Raw genomic sequence first — 20,026 nt, 5'->3', positions numbered from 1 at the left:
ATAATTCGATATTTATATGAGGGGGCATTACGGATGGATCTTACGTTTAAAGTAGAGGAAACATGTTTTAATTATCGCGTCGGAGCAATTTGTAAACAGGATAATAAAATACTTATTCTTCAAAACAAAGGGGAAGATTATTGGTATGTACCAGGCGGAAGAGTGAAAATGCTAGAAAATAGTGAAGATACGTTAAAACGAGAACTTGCAGAAGAATTAGGTGTTCCTATGAAAGGGAAAAGATTAATATGGTCAGTAGAAAATTTCTTTACACTTTCTGAGCGAAAGTTTCATGAAATTAGTTTTTATTATGAAGTAGAGCTACATGAGTTACCTGCAAATGGAGCGGATCAATATATTTTGGAAGAAGAAGGTAGAACGTATTTCTTTAAGTGGGTGCCGGTAGAAGAGTTAGAGGCATATAATTTACAGCCTGCATTTATAAAAGAGAAAGTAAAGGATATAGCAGTTCATACAGAACATATCGTTTTACAAAATTAAATGTATTCGGAGGGGAAAAGGGTGAAGGGGACTAAAAAAGAAATACATATAGATGATAAAGTAATTCGTTACACACATATCGAAAAAGGTTCTAGTAGGATTTGCTTTATGTTCTCCGGTTCAGGATACAATTACGATAAACCGTTATTTTATTATGCGACGATGCTTATGCTCGAAAATAAAATAGATGTAGTACATATTCATTATTCTTATGACGAACAAGTAATGAATAAAACAATGGAAGAAATAACGAAAGTAATGATGGATGATATTAATCCTATAATGAAGGGCGTATTAAAAGGTAAGCAATATAACGATACTATGTTTTTAGGGAAATCACTCGGAACAATTCCGATTGCAAATGATTTAATGAAGAGAGACGAATTCGCGCAGTCAAAAATGATACTACTTACACCTTTACTGACGTTTGATACAATTTTTGATTCTATCTTACATAGTCGACACGAAGGGTTTTTAGTTATTGGGGATAAAGATTACCAATACAATGCAGATCAAATTGATCAGTTATATAAAACGAATTTACAGATTGAAGTTGTCAAAAATGCAAATCATTCTGTAAATGTTGGGGGATATGAAACGGAAAATTCAATTGAGGCTATAGCGAAAATAATAGGAGAACTTAAAGAAGTTGTTAGGACAAACTAACCTATTAATACATGCAAAAGAGGTGCGAATTGCACCTCTTTTACTTTAATAAGCCTTCAAAACATGAAGTAAATAATCCTTACGGTTCAGCGGATTATAATCAACACGTTTTCGAGTAGGGAAGGGAGCCATAAGCTTTGTGAAACCAGCTGGCTTCGTTGTAAATATGCCGTCTCCTTCTGTAAATGAATGTAGCATTCGTTTAAAATTCTCTGTTTTTGCAACAGGTAATGATCCTGTTAACTGGTAAGAGTTATTATTCAATATAGGCTCTCTAAAAGTTGCTGGAACGGCAGCGAGCTTATACATCGCGGTACTAATTGCGTGCTCCGGTACAGTTAATTCAAACTCGTTTATTGGTTCATATACATGTGTTTCAGCTTGCTTTAAAGCATCCATTAATACGATCGGTGTTAAATTTCTAAAGTCACTCGCTGTTGTAACAGGACTAGCATAACCAGTATGTGTTAACGTGACGATAATATCTGTAACTTCCCATCCATATAATCCTTGTTTTAACGTTTGAAATACCGTATCTTCAATCGCTTTATGGAATGCTAAAGGTAGTGAACCGAGCTCAACACCTAATTTATATGTTATGCCGCAATTAAGTTCACCACGTTCAACTTTGAATCCGACTGTTGCGTAAAATGGATTCGCTTTTTCACCCATGACTTCAACGGAATTCCCAATGCCAATTGGCTTTTCAATACATACAACTCGCGTATTTGAAAAAGTAACCTGCAAATTATATTTTTCAAAAAGAGTCGTTTCAATTACTTCTTTCTGTACTTCACCGAAAAGGCGAATATATAGTTCATTATGAACATCATCTTTCCACACTTTAATAAGTGGATCTTCTTCACATAGCTCCATAAGTGCAGCGTATAAATCATGAATTCTTTCTTTTGATACTGCATCAATGGAAGCTTCCATTTGTGGTTCGGCAAAGTGAATATCTTTTATATAATCCGTACGTTCACCAATAATATCACCAATTTTAATATCATTCAGTCCCCACACTTTACAAAATTCACTACTAGGAACGGTAGTAGTTTGAACGGCATCTCCATTATGAAATAGGCATAGTTTTTTAATCTTTTCTTTATGGGATAGAGATTTACAGCGCTGTATATCAACATATTTTCTAACGTGTAAACTACCAGAAAAAACTCTCACGTAAGTAATTTTTTCACCGGAAGATTCACGTTCAATTTTAAAAACAACGCCAGATAATGTTTCATTTTGTACCGATGTATGAGCTGGAATGAGAGCCGGAAGTTTTTCAAGAAGTTCTGTTACGCCCATACCAGTCATTGCTGAACCGAAAAAGATTGGATACACATTCGCTTGCTGTATTTGCTGTTCTAGTTTTTCTCTTAATAGTGCGTCCGGTATTATTTCGTTAATTACATATGATTCAAGTAACGATTCATTAAATGGTGCTAACAGTTCCATACAATCGTCATATGATTTGTATTCAATGATCCGGGCTTCTTTCGTTCCTTCGTTTAGAACAGAGTAGAAGGGGAATGCTTCATTTGAAAGAACCTCTTTTATTTGTTTCATAACTTTTTCAGTGTTTGCGCCACTACGATCAATTTTATTAACGAATAAAATAGTCGGTATGTTTAGTTTCTGTAATGTTCGCATTAAAACTTTTGTTTGTGCTTGTACACCTTCAACGGCAGAGATAACTAAAATCGCACCGTCTAGAACGCGGAATGATCGCTCCACTTCAGCGATAAAATCAGCGTGTCCAGGTGTATCAATGACATTTACTTTTACATCATCAATAAAGAAAGAAACGACAGATGCTTTAATCGTAATTCCGCGTTGTCTTTCTAATTCCATTGAGTCAGTTTGTGTATTACCACTATCAACTCAGCCAATTTCTTTAATCACATTCGTTTCATAAAGAATACGCTCAGTCAAACTCGTCTTGCCAGCGTCTACGTGCGCAACAATCCCTATATTTATTGTTGTCATTTGTGAATATCCTCATTTCATTTTCCATTTTCAATTCCTCATTTCTATTTGTGTATTGCCGCATTATCAATCACTCTCCAGTTCTTTAAATTAGTATTATTATAGTGCAATTAACATTATTTGTAACGCTACAAAGCGCCTTAATTTGGAAAAAATAAAATAAAAACAAAATGCTTGCATTCTAAATCGATATAGATTATATTAATTGATATATCAACTATTGATACATCAAATGTTTTTATTTTGATTGTAAAGGAGGGTTAATTTGACAAGTTCATGCTCAAAAGAAGCGATTATTTTATATAAATTACACTTTCTAAATAAAGAAGTAAGTTCGAAATTTGAAGGGTGTACGGGTATGAGCCAGTCTCGATTAGAGCTTATACTTCAATTATTTGAAGTAGGTGAAATTAGTCAAAAAGCACTTCAGCAAGAAGTGAATATTGATAATGCTGCGATAACAAGGCATTTAAAGCAGCTTGAGGCCAATGAAATGATTGTAAGACGTAAAAATCCAGAAGATAACAGAATTACGTTAGTTTCTCTTACTGAAGAGGGACGAAATAAAATTCAAGCGTTTCAAGAGGAAAAAGAACGTTTTGCAGCATCTGCATTTAAAGGATTAAGTGAGGAAGAACGCGATAATCTTTTAAATATGTTAAATCACATTCAAGAAAATATAAAAGAATTATAAAAAAGGGAGAATACAACTATGACTAACTCAGTAAAAACAAATGATTTTAACGAAATTTTAACAGGACGTCGTTCAATTCGTAAGTACGACCCTTCAGTGAAAATTAGCAAAGAAGAAATGACAGAAATTCTTACAGAAGCAACACTTGCACCATCTTCAGTAAACATGCAACCATGGAGATTCGTAGTGATTGAAAGTGACGAAGCGAAAGCAACACTTGCGCCACTTGCGAAATTCAATCAATCTCAAGTAGAAACATCTTCAGCAATGATTGCTTTATTTGGTGATTTAAACAACTTTGATAACGCAGAAGAAATTTACGGTACAGCAGTAGAGCGTGGTTTAATGCCAGCAGAAGTAAAAGAAGACCAAATGAAAAAACTTTCAGCTTACTTCTCAATGGTTACACCAGAAGTAATGAAAGATACGGTATTAATTGACGGTGGTCTTGTAGCAATGCAATTTATGCTAGCAGCTCGTGCGCACGGTTATGATACTTGTCCAATTGGTGGATTTGAAAAAGACCAAATTGCAGAAGCATTTGGACTAGATAAAGAACGCTACGTACCAGTTATGTTAATTTCAATCGGGAAAGCTGCAGACAGTGGTTACCAATCAGTACGTCTTCCAATTGAAAAAGTTGCAGAATGGAAATAATTTTATAAAAGAACTTCAATAAGTGAAAGATGAGAGGGGAAGCACCATGATTATTATTCACGCAATATTTCAAGTAGATCCAGCGAAACAACAAGCATTTTTAGAAGAAATTCAGCCACTCATTCATGGTTCAAGAGAAGAAAGTGGAAATGTATCTTATGACTTATATAAAGATACAGAAAAAGAAAGTGTTTATACGATGGTAGAAGTATGGAAAGATGAAGCAGCAGTTGCGAGCCATAATACGAGTGAACACTTCACATCTTTCGTTAGTAAAGCAGCACAATTTTTAACTGCTCCGCTTAATATAAAAGCTTATAATGGAGAATTAGTAAAATAATAAGGTAGAAAAAGATGACTTTAGCATATGGCTGAAGTCATCTTTTTTGTATAAGTAGAATCCATCTTGGACTCAGTTATGTTGATAGATAAGCGTTGCTCGTATCCTCAGTAACTGTGGTGAATTGTATGTTAAATTCGAACATTCGGTTTATTGGGATATTTTTCCGTGTTATAATTTTCTTGTAAATAAAAGGTAGAGGGGAGTAAGTAATGGGAGAATTTCAAAGTAATTTGCATACGGCAACACAATTTGCAACGAAAATGAGAACTGCTTCAGATAGAATGCAAAGTGCTACTAGTCGCTCTATAAATAAGGCAACGCGTACTACACTATCTGTGAACTTCCAAGCACAAGAAGCAAATCAACAAAATTTACAGATCACGAAACAATTTTGTACTGCTTTTCAACAAACAATTGATAATATCCATTCCGTAGCAAATGAATTTGAGAAAATGGATACAGGACTTCAAAAGACTTTTCAATAATGTAACAACCTACGTAAAGGGGAAAAGGTAGGGAGAAAAGATGAGTCAAGGAATTGAAACGAGAATCAATCAATGTAATCAAAAATTACGAATTATATTTGAAGAACAAAATGAAAACCGAATCGCGCTGCAAAATCAAGAACGAGCTGAGGCTAGTTTTCATGAATGGAAAAATAGAAGTAATCGTTTATTTAACCGAATACTAGAAACTTGGTATGGTGACAAAGAAGCATTTCACTTTTTTACGAATATGCGGCAAGAGATCGGGCAGTATGAAAGAAAACTTACATTCGAATTAGAAAACGAAAAAGAGACGTTGCTTAAAGAAAAACGGCATCTCAGCGAGAAAGAAAACAACCTTTCCTATGAACAGCAGCAACTACAAAGGGAGGCCAATACATGAGTTTAAACATGTATTTGGGAGAAGTACAAAGTCAAACTCAAAGTATGAACGCTATATGTAATGCTACGATTCAAAGTATGGAACAAGCCATTCAATCTATTGATGTATTTGCGATAGACACAGTATTACAAGGACAAACATACAGTAGTGCAAAAGCCTACCTTGTCCAAACATTTCGGCCATTAGCGCAAGGAATCATATGCTTATGTGAAGAATTAATTCGCCAAAATGAAGCATTTCCAAATGAGTTCCAAGCGAAAGTTGCTTCGACAGATGTGATTGAACAAGAAATAAGAGAACAAATAAGGGGAATTAATCAATCGATTACAAGTATAGAAGCAATAGAAGTACTTACACCAATGCCCGGAGTAGGTGCAATTGTAACGGTATTAGGTGCAATGAGAAAAAAACTGGAAGAAAAACTAGAGCATTTATATGAATTCAATCATTCATCCAGCAACAACTACAGCACCGCTCTCCAATTAGCAGCTAGCATCACAGCCGGACTCGCTGAAGTGCAAAGTGGGAAAGGATTTAGTCCTGTGAGTGGGACGTTTAGTACACAAGGGTTGAATATGGATTGGGTGAGTTCGATTCAGGGGATTATAGAAGAAACAGCTCGAAAAAATGATCAGTCAATTAAAGATATAGAAACAAATAACATAATTGAGAAGAAATCTCCGGTTAGAAATGCTTGGGACGATGCGGCAGACGGTATAGTTAGCACGTTTGAAACAGCGAAAAAGATGTGGGAAGCTATTCAAAGAGGATCGGGGAAAGCTATTGGTGATGAAATCGAGTCCGCAATAGCTTTAAGTAATATGGACATAGGAACTTTTATTAATGTAACCTATGCACTTTTCCATTTGGATGAAACTGCAAAAAATATGTGGCATGCATTTTCAAATAAAATAAAACGAGATATGATAGAGGGAGATGCAGAGAGTCGTACAGAATTGACTACCTATGGATTAACACAAATAGCTACCACAATATTAGGCGATAGGGCACTAAATAAAGTAGGCCATATCACAAAAGGAGCAAAAGCATCAAGTGGAGTAAGTACATTTACTAATGCAGTAAAACTAGCAAAAGAATTGAAGCCTACGCTTGAAATGTTACAATCATTTAAGAAAGAGGCTTCTTATACATTCTCTAGTGTTGGTGGAACTATTATAACCAAAATACCACAAGGCGAATTATTAGAAGCTTATTATAAGTTTGCGAAGTCTAAAGATGGTGGTAAGGGTAAACCTAGCAGTAACAAAAATACAAATGTAGACAATTTTGACGCAAAAACAGCTACAAATAAGCAAAAAGGTAATTATGGTGAAATAAAATCTAGTGACAATTTATTGAATAATCAAAGTTTAAAAGAAGCTGGATTTGATTTAAAGCCAGTCGGAAAAAGTGCACCATCAGGCATAAATGATAAAATAGTAAAAGGGATTGATGGATTATACGAAAATGCAAATCCAAATTCAAATATTAAATATGTTATTGATGAAGCAAAGTTTGGTAGTTCACAATTAGGAAAAACTAAAGATGGACGACAAATGTCAGATGGTTGGTTGACAGGTGTGAATACTGAAAAAAGTAGAATATTGAAAGCTGTTGATGGAGATAACAAATTAGCAGATAAGATTACAAAAGCGTTGGAGAGAGATAAGGTAGAAAGAGTATTATCAAAAGTCGATAGTAGCGGAAAGGTTAAAACATTTAAGATAGATGCAAAGGGTAACATCGTTGGAGAATGGCCATAATTTAGAAGCTAGGAGGAATTGAATGGTATGAGAGATTATTTATGTATAGAAGAAAAGTGTAGAGAAGGAATTGAATATCATAAAGAGTTTATAGAGGAAAATAGAGAAGATATTAAAAGTTTAGAAGAAGATACTAAAAATGGAATTCAAAGATATTCTAAAGATAATAAGAGTATTATAGAAGGGACATATCTAGCCAATTTTAGATATGAGATGGAGGATATTAGGGCAAAGTATTCTTTAGGGGAAGATGTTAGTGTAATAGAAGAAGATTTTCATAATGCAATTTATGATTTAGAGAATACAGGAAGTAGGGAAATTGGATATTTAAGTCTGATTTGGATGATTTCCTTAGGAATTTTGTTAGAAACGGATAAAAAGAATATAGAAAGATTAAAAAAGATAGTTGATAAAAAAAATGTGAATGACGCAGTAATTGATTTCCTCTTATGCGCTAGTGATATCGGATACACAAAAATGATGAATAGATATTATAAAGAAAATCCATATGCAAAAACGAGAGAAATTATAGAACTTGCACAAACAGATAAAAAAGAAGCATCTAAAAGATTACAAACGTACATGGAGAAAGAATGGTTTAAAGGTCATTATGATTATGAGTGGAAAAATGCGCATAAAGAACCTGGATATGTAGGATATTGGAGCTTTGAAACGGCAGCGCTTGCGAAAATTTTGGAACTGGATGATATAAGTTTAAAAGATAATAATCATTATCCATATGATTTGGCACATTATAAAAATGAAATGAAATTTAAGCATATAGACCTAAGTGAATATCACTATGAAGATGAGACAGAAGAAATCGAGGATATAGTAGAAGGAATTGAACATAATCCTGCATTGGAAAATATTATTCCGCCAAAATGGCATTCATTGGTCAATGAATTAATACATGATTATGAGAATATGAATGATAGTAGTTTTTATGAAAAATACAAAAAAACGATAGGAATAGGTCAAGTGTGGTTCTTACCACAAGAGTATGAAGAAGAAAATGAGCAAAAAAATCTATTAGGAAGTTTAATTGTGTTTGCCCTGACGGTAAGAGATTATATATTACAATTGGACTATAAAGAAGATTTAGAGGACTACATCGATAATCTTAAAAATTTCTGGAATGTTTCAGAAACAAAGTTAGTTCAATTTATGTTAGAGAATGATCAAAATTATTATGCATGGGTACCAAAAGAAGTAAATATCCCAAATATGTATGAAGTGAAGATAGAGAGTGTCGATGTAGAGGAAGTTCTATAATAAGCAAATTAAAACATTGTGTATCATGAGTAACGTTGAAAAACTAATTTATACGGAATTTAATGAATTAAGAGGTTAAAAATAGTGGTAGTTTGGAGAATCCAACTGCCACTATTTTTGTGTTTACGAATGGTTCTGTAAATTAAGTAGAGTATTTCAGAGTATATATATTATGTAGGAGAAGTAAATAAGTTAAAGGCGCTAAATAAAATCGGTCATATCGCAAAGACATCAAGTGGAATAAGTACAATTGCTAATGCAGAAAAACTAGCAAAAGAATTGAAGCCTACCCTTGAAATGTTACAATCATTTAAGAAAGAGGCTTCCTATGCATTCTCTAGTGTTGGTGGAACTGTTGTAACCAAAATACCTCAAGGTGAATTAATAGAAGCTTATTATAAGTTTGCGAAATCTAAAGATGGTAGTAAGGGTAAAACTGGTGAAATAGCTAAGGAATCTAGAAAAGTAGCCCAAACATTAGAAGCAGCTAGAGCACAACAACGTACGGTAATAGAATCAGTAGAAAGTGGCGAAGTAGCTTTAAAAACAACGAAGCGTAAAGGAAATTATGGTGAAATGAAGATGGATGACTTTTTTGAAAGTCAAACATATACTAGAATTAGTGATGATCGTGTATTAACATTAGATCAAAAAATTGTTAAGGGAATAGATGGTATATATGAAAATTCATCTCCGCCGCCTAAGTATGTAATAGCGGAGGCTAAGTATAACACATCCAAATTAGGAAAAACAAATGATGGTAAGCAAATGAGTGAAGATTGGATTCTTGGAAGTGAAAGGTTAGATAGTACTTTGTCAAAAGAAAAAGCAGATGAAATTGTGGAAGAGATGTTGCTGAATCCAGAAAATGTTCAAAGAATTGTTATTCAAGTTATGCCTGACGGAACGATTGTGAAGAAAATTCTTGAAGTATAAAAGGTGGAAAAGAAATTATGCTAAGGGATAAAATCAAAAATGATATATATTTTAACAAATTTATCAATTATGAGGAAAAGAGAATAGAAAAGTTTTTATTATTGGTTGAAAAGGTTATTGAGGAAAGAGGCAAAGATGATAAAGGTGTAAAGAATGGATATATAGCGTTACAAGGGTATCATTTTAATAAATTAAGGGCAATGTACTCTGCGGGTTGTTCTATCCAAACTATTCGTGATTTTTTACCTGAAGTAATAAATATAATGGAAAAAGTGTGGAATAAAGAAAGTGGATATATACGTATGTTATGGATGATATCTATAGCAGTAATGCTAAATGTTGAAGATAAAGAATTTAATAGACTAATAGCAATCGTAAGGAAAGAAGGATTAAATGATTATCTGATTAATTATTTTATTGCTTTTAGAAATAGTGAGCCATCAGATTTTTATGAGCAAAGTGAGTTTTATGTAAAATATCCATATTTCAAATTAAAAGAAGTAATTGAGAGTAATAAAATTTCACAAGAGAATTCTATAAAAAATTTAGAGAAATATATAAAGGAGTATTGGTATAAGGGACATTTAGAAGAAGCATGGTACGATGTACATGAAAATAAACATGACATTTATAGTGGTTACTGGAGTTTTGAAAGTGGAGCAATCGCTAAAATTTTAAAATTAGATGATTCAACCTTGAAAGATAGTTCATATTACCCTTATGATATGGTGCATTGCCAAGAAAAATAAATGTTGGAATCCACAGTGATAAATTTTAACACTGTGGATTTTTTAGTTTGTATTAAAGTAGGTATAAGGGTAATGTTGGTAATGGATCCAGTGAGCTAGATGTAAGAGCTAATTAGGAAATATGTACGAGATGTTGAAACGCAGACGAATTATGAATTATCACTGGATTTTTTTATCTAAATATCCATAATATCTAATTGAATGTTAGTAAATTCATAAACATATTGTTATCACCTTCTATTTATATCTGTATATAGAAATTAATTGAATGATTTAATTAAATCTTCAATAGGCCATATCACAAAAGGAGCAAAAGCATCAAGTGGAGTAAGTACATTTGCTAATGCAGTAACACTAGCAAAAGAATTGAAGCCTACCCTTGAAATGTTACAATCATTTAAGAGAGATGCTTCTTATGCATTCTCTAGTGTTGGTGGAACTATTGTAACCAAAATATACCTCAAGGCGAATTAATAGAAGCTTATTATAAGTTTGCGAAGTCTAAAGATGGCGGTAAGGGTAAGACTACAGAACCATACGATGTAGTACCGTATAGACCAAGCAATTCACCATTAGAAAATCATCATGGCGTTATGGATGTATGGGCTGAACATAATGTCCCTGATTATGTTAGTAGAGGGGCGAATACTCCAAATATAGCTTTAACTAAAGAGCAACACAATGATACTAAAGCTGTTTATAGACAATGGCTCTTTGATAAAACAGGGAAAAAGGTTGGAGGTAAAGTAGAGTGGAAATCTGTTTCAACAAAGGAAATACAAGAATTGACGGAAAAAATGTTTGATGCTGCGAATGTACCACGTTTAGCTAAGCAAGAGTATTATAGGGCTTTTAATCAATATAATTTTAGGGAGTAATTCAGATGGAAAATATTAATCAGTTGATTAAAAAAGTAAAATCATTACCTAATTGTCGAGTTCAGGAGCCTACAGAATTACCGTTAATTGATAAGAATAAGCATATGCTACCAGGTGATTTAAAAGAATTTTATAGTCTTTGTGGTGGTCTAACTTTATGTGAAAATGAGGAATATCCTATTCATATTGTTACCCCAAAGGGGTTTATTTTGGCTAATCCCGTAATTGTAGGAGAGTTATGTGAAGAAGATATTTCATCAACTTGGTATATTATATGCAATGATGGCAAGGATGAATATTTAACAATAGATCTTAGTGAAGAAAGACTAGGTAGATGTTATGATAGTTTCTTTGATCGGCATGGAATAGTTGGGGAGTCGCAAATTATTGCCACTTCATTCACTGACTTACTTGAAAAACTTATTAAGAATAATGGACAATATTGTTATTGGCTAAAGAGTGAATTTGAATCACTGGGTGATGCTTATGATGATCAAGAGTGAAAAGAGAATCTTTAAGTGAGATAGGAAAGTGACAGGGTGTTTGAAAATACGTATTCTATGATGGTTGAACCATTATGGAGTACTATGTGCAATTATAGAATAGAAAAAGAAGTACGAGTTTAGGTGAGATGAGACCATGAACAGAGAAGATTCTCTGAAACGATGTAACAATGGCAAAAGAGAATTTGTAGAACGAGAGATATTATTCCGTTATATGAGTCTGTTCGTTATGGTGAAAAGACGTATACGGATTTAGATGTGGAAGAAATAATGAAGTGGGTAGAGGAAGATGGGAAGGTGGATACATAAATATCCACCTTTTCTTTTTTTATACGGAAATTTGATTAACATGAATTCTTTTTTTATATGAAACCGTCTTCAAATAGGTAAACAAAATTAACTTTATTTACTTATACTTTATTACATGTTAGCCTATACTTAATTTTTATAAAATATAATTAATTTTTGATTTTTTAAGGGTGTGAAAATGTAATGAAATCGGTATTAAAAAGCATACTTATTTCCTTTGTTTTTTCTGCAGTAGGTATGTGTTGGTTACTGTACGTATTATTCAAAGGGGACGGAGACTGGTTATTGTCTTGGATAGGTGTATTAATGGCATATTTATCTTTATATACTTTAATAGATTTATATTGTAAAAATACATACGATAAAAAAATAAATAAATGGCTTATAAAAACATCGGTGACTAGTTTTAGTTTTGCTGTATTAGGAATCTCATTTTGTATCATACATGAGCTATTAACACCATGGAGTCTTAGTTTAATGGTGTGGTATTGGTTGCTAATGTTAGTATTATTTTTAACGACTATAATATCATTAATCAGTTTAGTATTTGTTAATCGTAAAAATCACAATTTCACCGTTGGATATAAAATGCTCATACTTCTAAATGTATTTCTTACATTGGGACCAGTATTATGGCCGCTATTACTTTCTATTATTGGAAATGGTATGAATGCTAGTGCGGGCTGGTAAAAAGGAATTTAGATTAGTTGTGCAAAGAATAGGATGACAAGTTGATATAGAATTTTAAATGTTTATGAGAACATGTTTACATAAAAAATGAAAACATGTTCTCTTTTTATTTGCATGCATAACTCTTCCTCAGTTTACCGTATTTAAATTTAAACGTAAGTATTTCGTAAGGAATGGATAAGAAAAAAGAGAGATTTATCATATAGGATGAAAGTATAGCTTGAATCAATCCGATATTAATGGAGGAGAGAAAGCCTTATGAAAAAATGTAATTCAATTAAGTTAGCAAGTTTTGCAGTTTTATTAGCGGGTACTGCTCTATTCACACCTGGTTTTACTGTGACTGCAGAGTCAACTCAAAATATTTCTAGTTCGTCACAAGTACATGATCAAAAGAATCGTAATGGCTGGAAACAAGTAATGCAGGAAACAGTACAGCTTGGTGCTGTAGGAATATTAGCTAAGGCGTCTAATAACGGAAAAACTAGTAGTTTTACTGCTGGCTTGGCGGACTTAAGTACAAAGAAACCGGTGAATTCGGATTATCGCTTTCGGATTGGTAGTGTGACGAAGTCGTTTACTGCCACGACTATTCTTCAATTAGTAGGAGAAAAGCGCTTACAACTTGACGATCCAATTGAAAAGTGGCTACCGGGTCTCGTGCAAGGAAATGGGTATAATGGTAATCAAATTACGATACGACAACTTTTGAATCATACGAGTGGTATCGCTGAATACTTAAAGTCAAAAGACGCGGACATAATGAATTCGAAAAAAACGTATACAGCAGAAGAAATAGTGAAAATAGGCCTTTCGCTGCCTCCAGATTTCTCGCCGGGTAAAGACTGGTTGTATTCAAACACAGGATACGTAATACTAGGAATGCTTATTGAAAAAATAACTGGAAATAGTTATGCGGAAGAAATCGAAAAGCGAATTATTGAACCTTTGGACCTATCAAATACGTTTTTACCAGGAAATTCACCCGTCATCCCAGGAAAGAATCATGCTCGTGGATATGTAAAAATGGAAGGAACAGGCGAGTTGAAAGATATTACTTATTATAATCCGAGTTTAGCTAATGCAGCTGGAGATATGATTTCTAATGCGGATGATTTAAATAAGTTCTTTTCATCTTTACTCGGTGGTAAGTTACTGAAGGAACGCGAGCTAAAAGAAATGCTTACTACAGTTCCTATAGAAGGAAAAGGGGTTGGTGACGCATACGGTCTTGGAATCTATGAGACTAAACTTCCAAACGGTGTTTCAGTTTGGGGGCATGGAGGAGGAATTCCTGGATTTACAACTTTTGCTGGGGGAGTAATTGGAGGCAAACATACATTGGCTATCAGTCTCAACTCTATAGGTGGGGTCGATATTGTTCCACAGTTTAATAAAATGATGCAAATTGAATTTAATAAATAGATGAAAAGAAAGTGAATGGAATTTTTTTATAGTTATATTTAAAAGAGGTGCTTTTTTAAGTTCGCAACTATGGACAGTAGTTGCATTTATGATATGGCATCAAGTGTATTTCAAAGTGAAAATCAATCTTAATGCTTACGATAAAAATAAAAAGGATGTCAGTTGCATGGCATTCTTTTTATTTTGAAGAAAAGAAATGTGTTTATTTCTGAAAATTGTTATTTTTATAATCTTTTCATATAATGAAAGTAATAGGGGGTATAAAGGGGAGTTATGAATAGATGATACTTTAGTTTGTTAATTATTTCTAATATTAACTAATATAACAGTGGAGTTGAATACAATGGGACAAAATCATTTTAAATGGAGTAATAAGCAATTACGAGAACATGTTGAAGTACTAGACGGCACAAGAAGTCCACACATATTATTAAAGAATGTAACATATTTAAATTCCTATATACGCGAGTGGATGACAGCGCACATTTGGATATATAATGATCGAATTGTATATGTAGGGGAGCAGCTGCCAAAGCAATTAACGGAGTGTGAAGTTGTTGATTGTGAAGGAAAGTATGTCGTACCCGGTTACATAGAACCCCATGCACATCCATATCAGTTGTATAACCCAGAGACGCTAGCGAATCATGCGATGCAGTTTGGGACAACAACTTTTATTAATGATAATTTAACTTTATTTTTCACATTAAAGCGTGAAGAAGCATTTCGTTTATTAGATGAATTCAATAAGATTCCAGCAAGTATGTATTGGTGGTGCCGTTTTGATGGACAGACTGAATTACAAAACGGGGAATCTTTGTTTAATAGTGAAGAAATAGTAGAGTGGCTACAGCATGAAGCGGTGATTCAAGGCGGCGAGCTAACAGCATGGCCCAAATTATTACATGGTGATGATGAAATGTTACATTGGGTGCAGGAAACGAAACGATTACATAAAAAAGTAGAAGGACATTTTCCAGGTGCATCTGAAACGACTTTAGCGAAGTTAAAACTGTTAGGTACAGATTGTGATCATGAGGCGATGACAGGGCAGGAAGCTTTCGCTCGTCTTATGCAAGGTTACACTGTTTCCCTAAGAAATTCTTCAATCCGTCCAGATTTAGAAGTTTTACTGAAAGAATTGTTGGAACTAGGCGTAAAGCAGTTTGATAGATTTATTCTTACTACAGACGGCTCACATCCTTCGTTTTATGCAAATGGAATGACAAACGTTATGATTTCTACCGCGATAAAACAAGGAGTGCCAGTAATAGATGCATACCATATGGCAAGTTATAATATTGCTCGCTATTATAATATGGAGCATGTGCATGGTTCAATTGCGACAGGTAGAATCGCCAATGTCAATATTTTAGAAAGTAAAGAAAATCCGGTGCCAACGAGTGTAATCGCAAAAGGACAATGGGTAAAGCGTGATAGAGTAAACAAAAATGAATCGTTACTTATAGAATGGAGTAACTTCAAAGTAACTCCACTACTGTTAGACTGGACCATAGAAAAAGAGGATATGGTTTTTTCTAATAAAGCAGGTATACACTTATTGAATAACGTTATAACAAAACCATACGTTAGCGAAATCGACTTAGGCCTTAATGAACTGTCTATTGTTCATGATGAATGTTTCCTCATGATGATTGCCCGTGATGGCAGTTGGCGAGTGAATACAGTTGTGAAAGGTTTTGCGAATGAATTAGGTGGCCTTGCTAGTTCTTATTCAGGTACAGGCGATATCATTCTTATTGGAAAGAGTAAAGAAGATATGCTTACAGCTTTTCATAGAGTAAAAGAGCTTGGCGGAGGGATTGTAATTGCTGAAAAGAATGAAGTATTGCACGAAATTGCATTACCATTGCTCGGGATTATGTCGGATGTAAAGATGAGTGAATTAATACAAGAAGAGAAAAAGATGGTGAACTTACTGCAAGCGCGAGGATATGCTTATAACGATCCAGCATTTACGATTTTATTCTTTTCTGCGACGCACTTGCCTTTTATACGAGTAACACCTATAGGATTATATGATGTGAAAAGTAGTAAGGTAGTTGCCCCGCCCGTGAATTTGATAAAGCAATATTAAAAGGAAAGGTCCTATAAAAAATTTATTTTATAGGACCTTTCTCATTTCTAGCATAAGAATATTGTAAGCCTCAAATAATATAGTATCTAAATCATTTGAGGTGATATGTAATTATGAAAAAAATATTGTACATCTTAAGCATATTTATTTTGTGTGTATCGATACAACACGTTGTACATTCTCAAACAGATGCACCAAAGTTAACTTCAGATTGTCTCGAAGAAAGTAAAATTCGGGATGAAAAGTATGTGGAAAATATTATGAAGGACATTAAATCCGTATTTCATTTGGATTTTGATGAAGGTGGCTTTTGGGAAGTTAATAAAAGAGATTTAGAAGCTGCACATTTAATGTATGGTGGTCGGATTGATGATACGTATTATAATTCGTTAACTAAAGTTTTTGAAAGTGGTGGATATAGAGGAGAGCCAAGATTGTTTGTAAAGCCGCTTGAAGCATTTTTACTCTATAAAGAAATAGACGATACAAATGTGATAAAACACCTTGAACTTGAAAAAGGGGAATGGGTTGTTACTGAAACGCAAAAGAAGCAAGGGAAAATAGTGGAATACAAACCGTTGCAATGTGAAAAAGATTATTTGAAAAAGAGATATGAGTATCATAATCCCAAATGAAATAACGGAAATTTTGAAGGAGAAAAATTTCGTTAATACTTGTAAATGAGGCGGTAGAAATTCCTAGTAATTTCGCCATAAAAAAAAACGTCATTTTATAGATTAAAAATGACGTTTTTTTTATTCTCAAAGCTTTTGTATTGCACTCTCAATTTTATTCACCAAATCAGCTGACACTTTATGAAAATACCCCAAAACTACCTTTCGAATATCATCGGATATAACTTTCAAATCACTAGCTAAGTTTTCAGCGAGATGTTCTTTTTCTATCGGCTGTAACTTCGTATAAAATTCACCAGCCTGCGTAAAGTCATTTTGTTTTGTTATAGAAGTTCTTTCAAGTTTACCTTCAACGTATCTTCCGTCACCGCTCGTTATTTGCTTAGTCGGTGTCCAATCTTGCTGCTGGTTAATCGTTAATTTGCGAAATTCGGGACCAATTCTTCTTCGTTGTGAATCACTGTAAATATTAGCGCGCCCTTGCAGCATTTTATCATCTGATAGTTCTGCACCATCCAGTAAATTAGAAGGGGAAAATGCGACTTTTTCTACTTGTTCCATAAAATTTTCAGGATTTTTATTTAATACCATTTTCCCGACTGGTATGAGAGGATACGTCTGTTCATCCCATACTTTTGTGTCATCTAAAGGATCATAAGATAGGTGCGCTTCATCTTTCGGATCCATGAGCTGGACGTATAAGCCATACTCCACTGGTTTACCATTTTCAATTGCATCATATAAATCTTTCCCGCTATAATCAGGATTTTCGGCAGCTAGTTTAATTGCTTCTTTACTAGTAATGTACTGTACACCTTCAAATGGGTACCAATGATACTTTACATACTTTCGATTACCTTCCGCATTTCTCCAAATGTATGTATTTACACTATGTCCTGGTATGTGGCGAAGACTTTTGACTGTACCATTATTAGAGTATAAACGGACAACAAAATGAATAGATTCAGGTGCTTTAGCGACAAAACTCCAAAATCTATTAGGGTCTATTAAGTTATTTTTAGGTGAAGGCAATAATGCTTTAATTGTTTCAGGGAAACGCATAGGATCACGAACAGAAAAAACAGGGATGTGATTGCATAAAAGGTCAAAAATGCCTTCTTTCGTATAAAATTTTGTGGAAAAACCGCGTACATTTCTAGAAGTATCCGGTGTTCCTTTCGTACTAACAGCTAACGAAAATCGCACCATAACAGGAACTTTCTCATTAGAATTTTGTAAAAAACTTAATTTAGTATGTTCAGACATCGAATATATCGTTTGAAAATAACCGAACGCACCAAATCCTTTTACATGAACAGGTCTTTCTAAAATTTTTTCATGAATAAATTCTTGTAATGACTCATGCAGTACACTATCTTGCTCTAGTACGGGTCCACGTGAACCAACTGTTTGAGAGTGAAGTTTAGCTTGTTCATTACGTTCGTCATTTTCATTAAAGTCTTTCCCTAGTATAGATTGCCCCTGTTTATTATAGTTTTCATCCATCGATATAGCCTCCAAATCTTTTTTGTCCATTGTTACTAAATATGATTCTATAGCCTTAATTATGTATGACACGCACAGTTCAAAGCAGTAACATACCGCTAGATGAAAAAAACACATATGTAGTGGACCTGTTGAAATAGAAGAAATTATGGAAAAATGAATATCGGGAAGAGAAAGCACACGTTTTACTAAAAATGTGGAAGAAAACCACTATTAAAATTTCAATCTTAAAACTTAATTTATAAACGATTATATAGAGAATGAACGTTAAAAAAGGGAAAATAACTAGGAGGAATTTAGCATGTCGGATTGGTTTCAATTAGATAAAGAATATATGATGTCTACATATTGTCGTACAGAGGTTGCAATGGAAAGGGGAGAAGGGTGTAAACTGTATGATGTAGATGGTAAAGAGTATTTAGATTTATTTTCTGGCGTAGGAGTAAATGTATTAGGATATAATCATCCTAAAATTGTACAAACGACAATGGAGCAAGTTGCGAAATCGTTGCATTTACCGTTTCATTTTTTAAACCCAGTTGCAATTGAGTATGCAAAGAAATTAGTAGGTTGTACTTTAAAAAGCGGAAAAGTCTTTTTTACAAACTCTGGTACGGAAGCGACAGAAACGACATTAAAATTAATTGATAAATATAGATCTATTGCGAATGAAGAGCGTGATGGAGTAGTTGTGTTAAAAGATAGTTTTCACGGGAGGACGTTAGGGGCACTACATTTTACGAGACAAGAAAAAGTATATCAAAATTTTCCTAAAACATCTATTCCTGTATATGAAGTAGAGCGCGAGAATATAGACCAATTAGAAGAAACCATTATTAAAGAAAATCCAATTGCGATTATGCTAGAGCCTGTTTTAGGTAGCGGGGGGATTTATCCTTTATCAAGTGAATATTTACATGGTGTTCAAAATTTATGTAAAAAATATAATGTACTTCTTGTCGTTGATGAAGTTCAAAGTGGAATGGGTCGAACGGGAAAACTATTTGCTTATCAAAATTTTAATATTACACCGGACATTATTCAAATCGGTAAAGGAGCAGGAGGCGGGATACCGCTAGGGGGAATTATTGTAGGTGAAAAGTTATGTGATGTATTTTCACCAGGAGATCACGGGACAACGTTTGCTCACTCATCAATGGGAACAGCATTAGGTTTAACTGTATTAAATACATTACTTGATGATGGGTTAATGCAAGAAGCTTATGAAACGTCACTATATTTAAATGACAAACTGCAAGACATTCAGAAAGAAAATTCTTATTATATTCAGGAAGTGCGTCATGCGGGGATGATGTTTGGGATAAGTGTGAATGACACGAATGAAAATGTGAAGAAATTACAGATTGAGTTAATGAATAAAGGGATGTTAGTCGATGTAACACAAGGGAATATTATTCGATTACTTCCGCCGTATATTATTACGAAAGAGGAAATTGACGCATTCACTTATGAATTTATTTCCTGTGTTCATAACATAGCTGCTACAGCAAGTATTTAAAA

The 20,026-nt window shown here is 33.8% G+C and carries 18 protein-coding genes and 3 pseudogenes; 19 read left to right on the top strand and 2 right to left on the bottom strand.

Features of this window, described 5'->3' with window-relative positions; all coding sequences use genetic code 11:
• Positions 1-33: 33 nt before the first annotated feature.
• Both DN403_RS11135 and DN403_RS11130 read left to right on the top strand, forming a co-directional pair.
• Positions 34-501 (top strand): NUDIX hydrolase, encoded by a 468-nt coding sequence (locus DN403_RS11135; protein ID WP_000366247.1) that lies wholly within the window; start codon positions 34-36, stop codon positions 499-501.
• Positions 502-1,167, top strand: coding sequence for a hypothetical protein (locus tag DN403_RS11130; protein WP_003278835.1), 666 nt, complete (start codon positions 502-504; stop codon positions 1,165-1,167).
• 45 nt (positions 1,168-1,212) lie between these two features.
• On the opposite strand, the pseudogene DN403_RS11125 reads toward DN403_RS11130, so the two are convergent.
• Positions 1,213-3,156: pseudogene (locus DN403_RS11125) on the bottom strand (GTP-binding protein).
• A gap of 265 nt (positions 3,157-3,421) precedes the next feature.
• On the opposite strand from DN403_RS11125, the gene DN403_RS11115 reads away from it, so the two are divergent.
• The 16 genes and pseudogenes from DN403_RS11115 to DN403_RS11040 all read left to right on the top strand — a co-directional run bounded on the left by DN403_RS11115 (position 3,422) and on the right by DN403_RS11040 (position 16,999).
• Entirely contained in the window at positions 3,422-3,850 is a 429-nt protein-coding gene (locus DN403_RS11115; protein WP_000204164.1) for a MarR family winged helix-turn-helix transcriptional regulator, read from the top strand.
• 18 nt (positions 3,851-3,868) lie between these two features.
• A complete protein-coding gene (locus DN403_RS11110; protein ID WP_000185391.1) occupies positions 3,869-4,507 on the top strand; it encodes a nitroreductase family protein in 639 nt (212 codons plus the stop codon).
• Between the two features lie 46 nt (positions 4,508-4,553).
• Positions 4,554-4,847 carry a putative quinol monooxygenase gene (locus DN403_RS11105; RefSeq protein WP_000583805.1) on the top strand — a complete coding sequence of 98 codons (294 nt, stop codon included), beginning with the start codon at positions 4,554-4,556 and terminating at the stop codon, positions 4,845-4,847.
• 212 nt (positions 4,848-5,059) lie between these two features.
• On the top strand, positions 5,060-5,335 hold the full coding sequence (locus DN403_RS11100) for a TIGR04197 family type VII secretion effector (protein ID WP_061884319.1): 276 nt from the start codon (positions 5,060-5,062) through the stop codon (positions 5,333-5,335).
• Positions 5,336-5,375: 40 nt separating this feature from the next.
• Positions 5,376-5,738: a DUF3958 family protein gene (locus tag DN403_RS11095; protein ID WP_000077521.1), complete on the top strand. Its 363-nt coding sequence runs from the start codon at positions 5,376-5,378 to the stop codon at positions 5,736-5,738.
• Positions 5,735-7,501 carry a T7SS effector LXG polymorphic toxin gene (locus DN403_RS11090; RefSeq protein WP_097981883.1) on the top strand — a complete coding sequence of 589 codons (1,767 nt, stop codon included), beginning with the start codon at positions 5,735-5,737 and terminating at the stop codon, positions 7,499-7,501. Before DN403_RS11095 ends, DN403_RS11090 begins: the two co-directional genes overlap by 4 nt.
• A 27-nt stretch (positions 7,502-7,528) precedes the next feature.
• Positions 7,529-8,776, top strand: a complete 1,248-nt coding sequence (locus DN403_RS11085; RefSeq protein ID WP_097981885.1) for a PoNi-like cognate immunity protein — start codon at positions 7,529-7,531, stop codon at positions 8,774-8,776.
• A gap of 297 nt (positions 8,777-9,073) precedes the next feature.
• Positions 9,074-9,712 (top strand): hypothetical protein, encoded by a 639-nt coding sequence (locus DN403_RS11080; protein WP_136804181.1) that lies wholly within the window; start codon positions 9,074-9,076, stop codon positions 9,710-9,712.
• Between the two features lie 17 nt (positions 9,713-9,729).
• The gene (locus DN403_RS11075) at positions 9,730-10,461 is read left to right on the top strand and encodes a PoNe immunity protein domain-containing protein (protein WP_097981887.1); all 732 of its coding nucleotides are present in this window, start codon (positions 9,730-9,732) and stop codon (positions 10,459-10,461) included.
• A 264-nt stretch (positions 10,462-10,725) separates the two neighbouring features.
• Positions 10,726-11,339 (top strand): annotated as a pseudogene (locus tag DN403_RS32290) (sugar-binding protein).
• A gap of 5 nt (positions 11,340-11,344) precedes the next feature.
• Positions 11,345-11,842 (top strand): SMI1/KNR4 family protein, encoded by a 498-nt coding sequence (locus tag DN403_RS11065; RefSeq protein WP_042598182.1) that lies wholly within the window; start codon positions 11,345-11,347, stop codon positions 11,840-11,842.
• Between the two features lie 135 nt (positions 11,843-11,977).
• Positions 11,978-12,151 (top strand): annotated as a pseudogene (locus DN403_RS11060) (signal peptidase II); the annotation flags it as partial.
• A gap of 183 nt (positions 12,152-12,334) precedes the next feature.
• Entirely contained in the window at positions 12,335-12,841 is a 507-nt protein-coding gene (locus DN403_RS11055; RefSeq protein WP_000843837.1) for a DUF3902 family protein, read from the top strand.
• Between the two features lie 258 nt (positions 12,842-13,099).
• A complete protein-coding gene (locus DN403_RS11050; RefSeq protein WP_000710629.1) occupies positions 13,100-14,266 on the top strand; it encodes a serine hydrolase domain-containing protein in 1,167 nt (388 codons plus the stop codon).
• A gap of 343 nt (positions 14,267-14,609) precedes the next feature.
• A complete protein-coding gene (locus tag DN403_RS11045) occupies positions 14,610-16,364 on the top strand; it encodes an adenine deaminase C-terminal domain-containing protein (protein ID WP_000531325.1) in 1,755 nt (584 codons plus the stop codon).
• A gap of 113 nt (positions 16,365-16,477) precedes the next feature.
• Positions 16,478-16,999, top strand: coding sequence for a hypothetical protein (locus DN403_RS11040; RefSeq protein WP_000723219.1), 522 nt, complete (start codon positions 16,478-16,480; stop codon positions 16,997-16,999).
• A 126-nt stretch (positions 17,000-17,125) separates the two neighbouring features.
• Here DN403_RS11040 and DN403_RS11035 read toward each other — a convergent pair whose 3' ends face one another.
• A complete protein-coding gene (locus DN403_RS11035) occupies positions 17,126-18,505 on the bottom strand; it encodes a catalase (RefSeq protein WP_081143294.1) in 1,380 nt (459 codons plus the stop codon).
• A gap of 301 nt (positions 18,506-18,806) precedes the next feature.
• Between DN403_RS11035 and DN403_RS11030 the strand changes: the two genes are divergently transcribed.
• On the top strand, positions 18,807-20,024 hold the full coding sequence (locus DN403_RS11030; protein ID WP_001286468.1) for an aspartate aminotransferase family protein: 1,218 nt from the start codon (positions 18,807-18,809) through the stop codon (positions 20,022-20,024).
• Positions 20,025-20,026: the final 2 nt, after the last annotated feature.

The organism is Bacillus sp. AY2-1, assembly GCF_008368965.1.
GTDB classification, from domain to species: domain Bacteria; phylum Bacillota; class Bacilli; order Bacillales; family Bacillaceae_G; genus Bacillus_A; species Bacillus_A thuringiensis_S.
This window is presented reverse-complemented; position numbering and strand designations above follow the sequence as displayed.

Coding starts and splice junctions, on each gene's coding strand:
- DN403_RS11080 (WP_136804181.1), top strand. CDS start 9,074: ATGTTACAATCATTTAAGAAAGAGGCTTCCTATGCATTCTCTAGTGTT.
- DN403_RS11135 (WP_000366247.1), top strand. CDS start 34: ATGGATCTTACGTTTAAAGTAGAGGAAACATGTTTTAATTATCGCGTC.
- DN403_RS11095 (WP_000077521.1), top strand. CDS start 5,376: ATGAGTCAAGGAATTGAAACGAGAATCAATCAATGTAATCAAAAATTA.
- DN403_RS11100 (WP_061884319.1), top strand. CDS start 5,060: ATGGGAGAATTTCAAAGTAATTTGCATACGGCAACACAATTTGCAACG.
- DN403_RS11110 (WP_000185391.1), top strand. CDS start 3,869: ATGACTAACTCAGTAAAAACAAATGATTTTAACGAAATTTTAACAGGA.
- DN403_RS11055 (WP_000843837.1), top strand. CDS start 12,335: ATGAAATCGGTATTAAAAAGCATACTTATTTCCTTTGTTTTTTCTGCA.
- DN403_RS11090 (WP_097981883.1), top strand. CDS start 5,735: ATGAGTTTAAACATGTATTTGGGAGAAGTACAAAGTCAAACTCAAAGT.
- DN403_RS11045 (WP_000531325.1), top strand. CDS start 14,610: ATGGGACAAAATCATTTTAAATGGAGTAATAAGCAATTACGAGAACAT.
- DN403_RS11075 (WP_097981887.1), top strand. CDS start 9,730: ATGCTAAGGGATAAAATCAAAAATGATATATATTTTAACAAATTTATC.
- DN403_RS11065 (WP_042598182.1), top strand. CDS start 11,345: ATGGAAAATATTAATCAGTTGATTAAAAAAGTAAAATCATTACCTAAT.
- DN403_RS11030 (WP_001286468.1), top strand. CDS start 18,807: ATGTCGGATTGGTTTCAATTAGATAAAGAATATATGATGTCTACATAT.
- DN403_RS11105 (WP_000583805.1), top strand. CDS start 4,554: ATGATTATTATTCACGCAATATTTCAAGTAGATCCAGCGAAACAACAA.
- DN403_RS11085 (WP_097981885.1), top strand. CDS start 7,529: ATGAGAGATTATTTATGTATAGAAGAAAAGTGTAGAGAAGGAATTGAA.
- DN403_RS11130 (WP_003278835.1), top strand. CDS start 502: ATGTATTCGGAGGGGAAAAGGGTGAAGGGGACTAAAAAAGAAATACAT.
- DN403_RS11050 (WP_000710629.1), top strand. CDS start 13,100: ATGAAAAAATGTAATTCAATTAAGTTAGCAAGTTTTGCAGTTTTATTA.
- DN403_RS11035 (WP_081143294.1), bottom strand. CDS start 18,505: ATGGATGAAAACTATAATAAACAGGGGCAATCTATACTAGGGAAAGAC.
- DN403_RS11040 (WP_000723219.1), top strand. CDS start 16,478: ATGAAAAAAATATTGTACATCTTAAGCATATTTATTTTGTGTGTATCG.